The 6,000-nt window shown below is 41.1% G+C and carries 6 protein-coding genes and 1 pseudogene; 2 read left to right on the top strand and 5 right to left on the bottom strand.

What is annotated here, in order from left to right; translation table 11 throughout:
• From OQ279_RS03875 to era, 3 genes and pseudogenes are all read right to left on the bottom strand, one after another.
• Nucleotides 1–1,158, bottom strand: a pseudogene (locus tag OQ279_RS03875) (outer membrane beta-barrel protein); the annotation flags it as partial.
• An 88-nt stretch (nt 1,159–1,246) separates the two neighbouring features.
• Nucleotides 1,247–2,551 carry a ribosome biogenesis GTPase Der gene (gene der / locus OQ279_RS03870; protein WP_266068490.1) on the bottom strand — a complete coding sequence of 435 codons (1,305 nt, stop codon included), beginning with the start codon at nt 2,549–2,551 and terminating at the stop codon, nt 1,247–1,249.
• Between the two features lie 157 nt (nt 2,552–2,708).
• Complete coding sequence (era, locus tag OQ279_RS03865) at nt 2,709–3,599, bottom strand: GTPase Era (protein WP_266068489.1); 891 nt, start codon at nt 3,597–3,599, stop codon at nt 2,709–2,711.
• 195 nt (nt 3,600–3,794) lie between these two features.
• Here era and OQ279_RS03860 point away from each other — a divergent pair, with 195 nt between their 5' ends.
• The gene (locus OQ279_RS03860) at nt 3,795–4,289 is read left to right on the top strand and encodes a hypothetical protein (RefSeq protein ID WP_266068488.1); all 495 of its coding nucleotides are present in this window, start codon (nt 3,795–3,797) and stop codon (nt 4,287–4,289) included.
• Nucleotides 4,290–4,377: 88 nt separating this feature from the next.
• Here the strand turns inward: OQ279_RS03860 and OQ279_RS03855 are convergent, their stop codons facing one another.
• Nucleotides 4,378–5,004 (bottom strand): DUF4403 family protein, encoded by a 627-nt coding sequence (locus tag OQ279_RS03855; protein ID WP_266068487.1) that lies wholly within the window; start codon nt 5,002–5,004, stop codon nt 4,378–4,380.
• A 136-nt stretch (nt 5,005–5,140) separates the two neighbouring features.
• Here OQ279_RS03855 and OQ279_RS03850 point away from each other — a divergent pair, with 136 nt between their 5' ends.
• On the top strand, nt 5,141–5,665 hold the full coding sequence (locus tag OQ279_RS03850; RefSeq protein WP_266068486.1) for a gamma carbonic anhydrase family protein: 525 nt from the start codon (nt 5,141–5,143) through the stop codon (nt 5,663–5,665).
• A gap of 7 nt (nt 5,666–5,672) precedes the next feature.
• Here OQ279_RS03850 and OQ279_RS03845 read toward each other — a convergent pair whose 3' ends face one another.
• Nucleotides 5,673–5,798, bottom strand: coding sequence for a hypothetical protein (locus OQ279_RS03845; RefSeq protein ID WP_266068485.1), 126 nt, complete (start codon nt 5,796–5,798; stop codon nt 5,673–5,675).
• Nucleotides 5,799–6,000 lie beyond the last annotated feature (202 nt).

Below are 6,000 nucleotides of genomic sequence, written 5' to 3'. Positions count from 1 at the left end.
CTCAAAAGCCAGGTTTGCCCGGTGACTTTCATTAACCATGTTTCCTGAAGATTCAGAATTAGTGAAAAAAGTACTATTGGGAAGAAAAGTCTCCCGCTCTACCACTGAATAGGTTTCGGTGTCATTTTTCCCGAAGAAATAATCGGCAGTCAGTTCATATTTTTTATCCCAGTCGTTAGTGAAATTGAAGCCGGCAGTCTCACTTTTGGTGATACCACCGCTGCCGCCAAAACTATTCCCGTTAATGCTGAAGCTACCGTTACGATTAAAGGAGACGCTGCGCGCCCTGCCCCCCATCATGTCAAAGACCTCATCAAAAGAAAAACCCGAAGAGTTAATATTATTGGAGCTGGCAAGCACACTTAACCTCATATCGTCCTTAAAATAATTCCCAATGCCACTTAACTCGTATCTGTCATCTGTTCCCCCACCTACAGTTGCACGTGCGAAATATCCTTTGTTCTTATCTTCTTTAATGGTTACGTTGATGGTCTTATCATCGGGGTTTCCTGCTTTGCCCGTGAATTCTTCAGATTTGGTCTTGGTATCGACAACCTGTATTTTATCTATAATCTCCTTCGGAAGGTTTTTAGTGGCAATCTTGGGATCATTTCCGAAGAATTCTTTTCCGTTTACGAGGATACGGGAAACAGGTTTCCCATTGACGGTAATATTTCCCTGGGCATCTACTTCGACCCCCGGAAGCTTTTTCATTACTTCCTCAAGGTTAGCATCCTGCCTGGTATTAAAGGAACCTGCATTAAACTCAAGGGTGTCTGACTTTATAGTGACAGGAGCTCTTTGAGAAACTACGGTAACCTCTCCCAGCATGTTGTTGGCCACCTGCATTTTTAGCTGTCCCAAATCTATATTTGGCTGCTCCAGGATTATTAATCGGGTAAGCGGATCGTAGCCGTTGTACGTGCCCACTAACCTTAAACTATCCATTTTCCCGGAACCTTCAATTACAAATTCTCCTGCTTTATTAGAAATAGTGTAGGAAACAAGGCTACTGTCCTGCACCTTTTCAACAAATAGTGTAGCCGATTCTAAAGGGAGTTGAGTTTCTGCATCTACAATTTTACCCGAGATAGAGAATTGTTGAGCCATTGCTCCTGAAGAGATTAGGAGCAGGCATAGGAAGAAAAAATGCTTCATTATAAGGGAGGTCTTAAATATTAAATGCTGCTACTTTAGGTAACAGCATTTATTGGACTCCCAAAAAGGGCAAAAGTTACATCACGTACTATTTTTTCCTGAAGTACACCGATACCGGCACACCGTTGAAATCAAATTTCTCCCGCAATTTATTTTCCAAAAACCTTTTGTACGGATCTTTCACATACTGCGGAAGATTGCAGAAAAAAGCAAACTGGGGCTGTGGCGTAGGCAGCTGCATACAGAATTTTATTTTCACATACTTGCCTTTATAGGCTGGCGGCGGATATGATTCTATTATAGGCAACATTATCTCGTTAAGCTCACTAGTCTTGATCTTTTTGCTTCGGTTATTATAGACCTCAACTGCAGTTTCTATGGCCTTAAAGATTCGCTGTTTAGTGAGTACCGACATAAAGACGATTGGCACATCGGTAAAAGGTTCCATTTCGCGGCGAATATTGGCCTCGTATTCTTTCATGGTATTGGTCTCCTTTTCCAGAAGATCCCATTTGTTTACCAGGATCACGATACCTTTACGGTTGCGCTGCGCAAGCCAGAAAATATTTTGCACCTGCCCGTCAAAACCACGGGTAGCATCCATGACTATTAAGCACACATCACAGTGTTCAATAGCCCGAACCGAGCGCATTACCGAATAAAATTCAAGATCTTCCTTCACTTTAGATTTGCGGCGTATCCCGGCGGTATCAACCAGGTTAAATTCAAATCCGAAGCGGTTGTACTTTGTATCAATAGAGTCGCGTGTAGTTCCGGCGATATCGGTTACTATATAACGATCTTCTCCAATAAGGGCATTTATAAACGAAGATTTCCCGGCATTGGGCCTTCCCACCACTGCAAATCGGGGTAACTCGGCTTCTTCGGGGCGGGTATCTTCGGGCAGGGCATCAACAAGAGCATCAAGTAATTCTCCTGTACCACTACCATTGGTACTGGCAATAGGAAAATACTCCCCAAGTCCAAGAGCGTAAAATTCTACAGCATTTTCAAGCCGTTTGGAATTATCTACTTTATTTACGGCAAGAAATACAGGTTTGTTCACCTTCCGAAGCAATTGTGCCACGTCTTCATCCATAGGTGTGACGCCGGTCTCAACATCTACCATAAAAATAATGGCATCGGCTTCACCAATAGCAAGTTCTACCTGCTTATCAATCTCGGCTTCAAAAACGTCATCGCTTCCCAGCACATATCCGCCGGTATCGATTACAGAGAAATTGCGGCCATTCCAGTCGGTTTTTCCATAATGCCGGTCTCTGGTCACTCCACTTACCGAATCTACAATGGCTTCCCGGCGCTGGATCAACCGGTTAAAAAAGGTAGATTTCCCAACGTTAGGTCGTCCTACAATAGCTACAATACTGCTCATAAATATATTCTCTTAAATAAGAGTGCAAAATTAGGGGATTTAAAACAAATGCTCTGTACTTACAGCTGCCTAATTTTCAGGAATTACAGAGAGGAAAATCCTTTGATAAATGATTGCCCCTCCACCTGAAAAAATTAACCTGTCAAAAAAGGCAGAATTACTTCTTGTCTCCAGAGTAGCCAAAGCGTCGCAACTGTTTTATATCGCTTCGCCAGTTTTTATTCACTTTCACATACAGCTCAAGGTGCACCTGCTTTCCAAAGAATTTTTCAAGGTCTTTACGGGCCTCTACGCCCACTCTTTTTAAAGCTGCGCCTTTATGGCCAATAATGATCCCTTTTTGAGTTTCCCGCTCTACCATGATAATGCTACGCATGCGAATGATCTCTTCTTCTTCAAAGAATTCTTCGGTATCGATCTCTACACTATAAGGAATTTCCTTTTTGTAGTGCATCAGAATCTTTTCGCGGATGATTTCGTTCACAAAGAAACGCTCGGGCTTATCGGTAAGGGTGTCTTTAGGGTAAAAAGCAGGAGATTCGGGAAGGAATTCTACTATGCGATTAAATACTTCGGCAACATTGAATCCCTGAAGTGCAGATACAGGGTAAATTTCGGCATTGGGAACTTTTTCCTTCCAAAGCTGCACCTGTTCTTCCAGTTCAGCCTGATTGGATTTGTCGATCTTATTCAGAAGTAATAAAACAGGTATTTCAGAATTGATGATCTTGTTGAAAAAGGCTTCATCTTTTAATTCCTTTTCGCCTATCTCAACCATGTACACCAGGACATCGGCATCTTCAAAAGCCGACTTCACAAAATCCATCATCGATTCCTGTAACTGGTAAGCCGGTTTAATGATCCCCGGCGTATCACTAAGAATCACCTGGAAGTCTTCTCCATTCACTATTCCCAAAATACGGTGTCGTGTAGTTTGTGCCTTGGAGGTAATAATACTCAGTTTTTCACCCACAAAGGCGTTCATTAGAGTAGACTTACCCACATTTGGGTTTCCTATAATATTTACAAATCCTGCTTTATGTGCCATAATTCAATTTTTCTTTGCAAAGATACTCAATTATAAGGCAGGCAACCAGTGGCAAAAACTTGAACCGGCTCTTATAATTTAGAAGATAATTTTTTCTCAACATATTTACCCAACCTCCCTTTTAACAGATAATTACAAGAAGTAAATCCTATCTTTTGTATTTTTAAAGGTACTAACCCACAAAATTAGAAAATAATGAAAAAATTTGTGATTTTAATCTTTAGCATGGCGCTTATGGCTTCATGTGGAGATAATGAAAAAGAGAACCTTTCAAAAGAATTTGATGAGTTAATGGCCCAGAATGACAGCATTGCGCAGGTACATTCAGAATTTCAATCTACCCACGAAAGGATGAAGCAAAATCACCAGGACCTTATGCAACAGCTGGACACCATGCAGGTATCCGATTCTACCTATTATGATCAAATGGCCCAGAATGAGGTAATCATCAAGAAACACGAAGGACTTTTAGCCGGGCATAAAGAATATATGGAGGGACACCGCGAATTAAAGGATAACTTCGGAAATTTGAGCAGTTCAGAAATGAAAGCGCAGATCTCTAAAATGAAAGAAGTGCACCAAACTATGATGGATGAGCACAGCAGCATGAGGAGTGAGCATGAAGAAATGATGAACAAGCACGATGAAATTCGGAAGAATCTTATTGACAGCAACAGCCAGGAGATGTAACCACAGTATAGGGCTACACTGAAGCTTTAGCAAAAACAAAGGTTCCCATAGTATCCAAAAAAGGTATTTTGGGAACCTCTTTTTTATTTTAAAAGTCAATATTTTCAACGTTAAGCACGTTGCTCCCCAGGATACTCACAGAAACCAGTAATTTTCTCTGGCCTGCTATAATTTCCTGAATCCGGAATTCGTTTATTTTTCCGGTGACATTAATCCCATCGGTAAGTTCTAGCGAATCGGCCAACTTGTTATTTATTTTTTCAAGTTGCACTTTAACAACAGGCCGAATATCAAACTTCATCTTCGATTTGATCTTAGAATACAAAAAAGTATTGATAAGTGCCTCTACCAGCCTGTTCACAAACCACCCATCATTTTCTCCTTCTACCTTAAAATGACTGATAAGCACCTCCTGCTCTGCTTCCCGAAATTGAATAGAAAGATGGGCAACGGCGGTGATCTCTTTATTTTTGAATAATGTGGTGAGAAGGCTTAGCTGTACATGCACAGCCAGGTCAAAATCTTCTAAATGGCTCTTTCGCAGGTTAATGTTGCGAATTCTGGCATGATCGGAGGTTTCACCATCGGCTTTTCCCTTACTAAGGATTTTTCCCTGTAGTTTCTTTTGCAGATAGTTTTCCAGCACCTGGTAATCAATTCTCACCGGCAGGCGCAAAACCACATTGTACTTATTATCAGGAATGTTCTCTTCCATAATTCTCTGGTTCAAGGAAACAGAAGATAGTAAAATTTATTTTTCAAATCAACCCTGATGAAAAGAGCGTAAAATTATGGCCAGTCAGCAGATAAACCCCGCGTGTTTTGTAACTTTATCGTACTAAATATTTGTTATGCCACTTATCTTACCCGTAGAAGAAAAAAGACCCCAAATAGGCGAAAACTGTTTTATTGCTGAAAATGCGACCATAGTTGGAGATGTCATTTTAGGCAGGGATTGTTCAGTTTGGTTCACTGCCGTAATAAGAGGGGACGTCAACTCAATTCACATTGGAGACAGAACCAATATCCAGGATGGGGCTGTTATTCACTGCACCTATAAAAAAGCAGCAACAACTATAGGAAACGATGTGTCGATTGGACACAGGGCAATAGTTCACGGCTGCCACATCAAAGACAGGGCATTGGTTGGAATGGGAGCTATTGTGATGGACGATGCCGTAGTTGAGGAAGGCTGCATAATTGCGGCAGGAGCAGTTGTGCTCGAAAAAACAGTATGTGAAGCCGGACACATCTACGCCGGAATCCCTGCAAAAAAGGTGAAAAAATTATCTGAAGCTCAAATAGCTAACCTGAAAAAAACCGCTGCTAATTACATCATGTACAGCACCTGGTTCAATGGAAAACCTGTGGAATAGATACAGCTTATAGAGACCACAACTGGTTGAGGGAAAGAATAAGAAAAATACCCGCCACTGCCGCAAAAAGGAATAAAGCGATAAACCTCACATTAGAGTTATTGAAAAGCTTTATGAGATCCCTTTTTGACATATACAGGTTTTCCTATTTGAAAGCAAATTGAGTGCCAGAGACGGACACCTCTTATATAAAATTTCTCTATTGCCCTTTTCTTCGGAAAAAAAGGAGGAGCATCTACATCTTTCTTCTGAAGGAACTTCCTAATATTTACCGGGCTTTGTATTGCTGCTGAAGTGGTACTGAAGCAGCAATATTTATTTTCCTGTTTTCTAAA

It is taken from the genome of Salinimicrobium profundisediminis (assembly GCF_026241755.1).
Lineage (GTDB): Bacteria > Bacteroidota > Bacteroidia > Flavobacteriales > Flavobacteriaceae > Salinimicrobium > Salinimicrobium profundisediminis.
The sequence above is the reverse complement of the archived record's forward strand: the minus strand, read 5'-3'. Positions and strand labels throughout refer to the sequence as shown.

What these genes read in the sequence shown, in the direction of transcription:
- der (WP_266068490.1), bottom strand. Translation starts at nt 2,551, where the DNA reads ATGAGCAGTATTGTAGCTATTGTAGGACGACCTAACGTTGGGAAATCT.
- era (WP_266068489.1), bottom strand. Translation starts at nt 3,599, where the DNA reads ATGGCACATAAAGCAGGATTTGTAAATATTATAGGAAACCCAAATGTG.
- OQ279_RS03860 (WP_266068488.1), top strand. Translation starts at nt 3,795, where the DNA reads ATGAAAAAATTTGTGATTTTAATCTTTAGCATGGCGCTTATGGCTTCA.
- OQ279_RS03855 (WP_266068487.1), bottom strand. Translation starts at nt 5,004, where the DNA reads ATGGAAGAGAACATTCCTGATAATAAGTACAATGTGGTTTTGCGCCTG.
- OQ279_RS03850 (WP_266068486.1), top strand. Translation starts at nt 5,141, where the DNA reads ATGCCACTTATCTTACCCGTAGAAGAAAAAAGACCCCAAATAGGCGAA.
- OQ279_RS03845 (WP_266068485.1), bottom strand. Translation starts at nt 5,798, where the DNA reads ATGTCAAAAAGGGATCTCATAAAGCTTTTCAATAACTCTAATGTGAGG.